This window comes from Pseudomonas sp. MYb541, from assembly GCF_037479595.1.
GTDB classification, from domain to species: Bacteria; Pseudomonadota; Gammaproteobacteria; order Pseudomonadales; family Pseudomonadaceae; genus Aquipseudomonas; species Aquipseudomonas canadensis.
The window spans coordinates 1-3336 of the sequence record NZ_JBBGYS010000081.1; the positions used below are offsets into that span (position 1 = coordinate 1).

Below are 3336 nucleotides of genomic sequence, written 5' to 3' on the forward strand. Positions count from 1 at the left end.
CGTTCTTTAAAAATTTGGGTATGTGATAGAAAGATAGACTGAACGTTACTTTCACTGGTAACGGATCAGGCTAAGGTAAAATTTGTGAGTTCTCTTAATTGAGAAATTCGAATTTTCGGCGAATGTCGTCTTCACAGTATAACCAGATTGCTTGGGGTTATATGGTCAAGTGAAGAAGCGCATACGGTGGATGCCTTGGCAGTCAGAGGCGATGAAAGACGTGGTAGCCTGCGAAAAGCTTCGGGGAGTCGGCAAACAGACTTTGATCCGGAGATGTCTGAATGGGGGAACCCAGCCATCATAAGATGGTTATCTTGTACTGAATACATAGGTGCAAGAGGCGAACCAGGGGAACTGAAACATCTAAGTACCCTGAGGAAAAGAAATCAACCGAGATTCCCTTAGTAGTGGCGAGCGAACGGGGACTAGCCCTTAAGTGGCTTTGAGATTAGCGGAACGCTCTGGAAAGTGCGGCCATAGTGGGTGATAGCCCTGTACGCGAAAATCTCTTAGTCATGAAATCGAGTAGGACGGAGCACGAGAAACTTTGTCTGAATATGGGGGGACCATCCTCCAAGGCTAAATACTACTGACTGACCGATAGTGAACTAGTACCGTGAGGGAAAGGCGAAAAGAACCCCGGAGAGGGGAGTGAAATAGATCCTGAAACCGTATGCGTACAAGCAGTGGGAGCCTACTTTGTTAGGTGACTGCGTACCTTTTGTATAATGGGTCAGCGACTTATTTTCAGTGGCGAGCTTAACCGAATAGGGGAGGCGTAGCGAAAGCGAGTCTTAATAGGGCGTCTAGTCGCTGGGAATAGACCCGAAACCGGGCGATCTATCCATGGGCAGGTTGAAGGTTGGGTAACACTAACTGGAGGACCGAACCGACTACCGTTGAAAAGTTAGCGGATGACCTGTGGATCGGAGTGAAAGGCTAATCAAGCTCGGAGATAGCTGGTTCTCCTCGAAAGCTATTTAGGTAGCGCCTCATGTATCACTGTAGGGGGTAGAGCACTGTTTCGGCTAGGGGGTCATCCCGACTTACCAAACCGATGCAAACTCCGAATACCTACAAGTGCCGAGCATGGGAGACACACGGCGGGTGCTAACGTCCGTCGTGAAAAGGGAAACAACCCAGACCGTCAGCTAAGGTCCCAAAGTTATGGTTAAGTGGGAAACGATGTGGGAAGGCTTAGACAGCTAGGAGGTTGGCTTAGAAGCAGCCACCCTTTAAAGAAAGCGTAATAGCTCACTAGTCGAGTCGGCCTGCGCGGAAGATGTAACGGGGCTCAAACCATACACCGAAGCTACGGGTATCACGTAAGTGATGCGGTAGAGGAGCGTTCTGTAAGCCTGTGAAGGTGAGTTGAGAAGCTTGCTGGAGGTATCAGAAGTGCGAATGCTGACATGAGTAACGACAATGGGTGTGAAAAACACCCACGCCGAAAGACCAAGGTTTCCTGCGCAACGTTAATCGACGCAGGGTTAGTCGGTCCCTAAGGCGAGGCTGAAAAGCGTAGTCGATGGAAAACAGGTTAATATTCCTGTACTTCTGGTTATTGCGATGGAGGGACGGAGAAGGCTAGGCCAGCTTGGCGTTGGTTGTCCAAGTTTAAGGTGGTAGGCTGGAATCTTAGGTAAATCCGGGATTCTAAGGCCGAGAGCTGATGACGAGTTAACTTTTAGTTAACGAAGTGGTTGATGCCATGCTTCCAAGAAAAGCTTCTAAGCTTCAGGTAACCAGGAACCGTACCCCAAACCGACACAGGTGGTTGGGTAGAGAATACCAAGGCGCTTGAGAGAACTCGGGTGAAGGAACTAGGCAAAATGGCACCGTAACTTCGGGAGAAGGTGCGCCGGTGAGGGTGAAGGACTTGCTCCGTAAGCTCATGCCGGTCGAAGATACCAGGCCGCTGCGACTGTTTATTAAAAACACAGCACTCTGCAAACACGAAAGTGGACGTATAGGGTGTGACGCCTGCCCGGTGCCGGAAGGTTAATTGATGGGGTTAGCTAACGCGAAGCTCTTGATCGAAGCCCCGGTAAACGGCGGCCGTAACTATAACGGTCCTAAGGTAGCGAAATTCCTTGTCGGGTAAGTTCCGACCTGCACGAATGGCGTAACGATGGCGGCGCTGTCTCCACCCGAGACTCAGTGAAATTGAAATCGCTGTGAAGATGCAGTGTATCCGCGGCTAGACGGAAAGACCCCGTGAACCTTTACTATAGCTTTGCACTGGACTTTGAATTTGCTTGTGTAGGATAGGTGGGAGGCTTTGAAGCGTGGACGCCAGTCTGCGTGGAGCCAACCTTGAAATACCACCCTGGCAACTTTGAGGTTCTAACTCAGGTCCGTTATCCGGATCGAGGACAGTGTATGGTGGGTAGTTTGACTGGGGCGGTCTCCTCCTAAAGAGTAACGGAGGAGTACGAAGGTGCGCTCAGACCGGTCGGAAATCGGTCGTAGAGTATAAAGGCAAAAGCGCGCTTGACTGCGAGACAGACACGTCGAGCAGGTACGAAAGTAGGTCTTAGTGATCCGGTGGTTCTGTATGGAAGGGCCATCGCTCAACGGATAAAAGGTACTCCGGGGATAACAGGCTGATACCGCCCAAGAGTTCATATCGACGGCGGTGTTTGGCACCTCGATGTCGGCTCATCACATCCTGGGGCTGAAGCCGGTCCCAAGGGTATGGCTGTTCGCCATTTAAAGTGGTACGCGAGCTGGGTTTAGAACGTCGTGAGACAGTTCGGTCCCTATCTGCCGTGGACGTTTGAGATTTGAGAGGGGCTGCTCCTAGTACGAGAGGACCGGAGTGGACGAACCTCTGGTGTTCCGGTTGTCACGCCAGTGGCATTGCCGGGTAGCTATGTTCGGAATAGATAACCGCTGAAAGCATCTAAGCGGGAAACTAGCCTCAAGATGAGATCTCACTGGAACCTTGAGTTCCCTGAAGGGCCGTCGAAGACTACGACGTTGATAGGTTGGGTGTGTAAGCGCTGTGAGGCGTTGAGCTAACCAATACTAATTGCCCGTGAGGCTTGACCATATAACACCCAAGCAATTTGACTACTCTAACGAGCATCAGATTGCGGTGTGTGAAGACGAAAATGAACCGAAAGTTCGACGCTCACAAAACACCGAAAGCTGTCACATACCCAATTTGCTGAAGCGAGGCATAAGCCGCGACTCAGTACCCGAATTTCTTGACGACCATAGAGCATTGGAACCACCTGATCCCATCCCGAACTCAGTAGTGAAACGATGCATCGCCGATGGTAGTGTGGGGTTTCCCCATGTGAGAGTAGGTCATCGTCAAGATTAAATTCC

The 3336-nt window shown here is 50.7% G+C and carries 2 rRNA genes; both read left to right on the forward strand.

The window, feature by feature from the left end:
* Positions 1–163: 163 nt before the first annotated feature.
* Positions 164–3055, forward strand: a 23S ribosomal RNA gene (locus WH299_RS29550).
* A 156-nt stretch (positions 3056–3211) separates the two neighbouring features.
* Positions 3212–3327 (forward strand): 5S ribosomal RNA (gene rrf, locus WH299_RS29555).
* Positions 3328–3336: the final 9 nt, after the last annotated feature.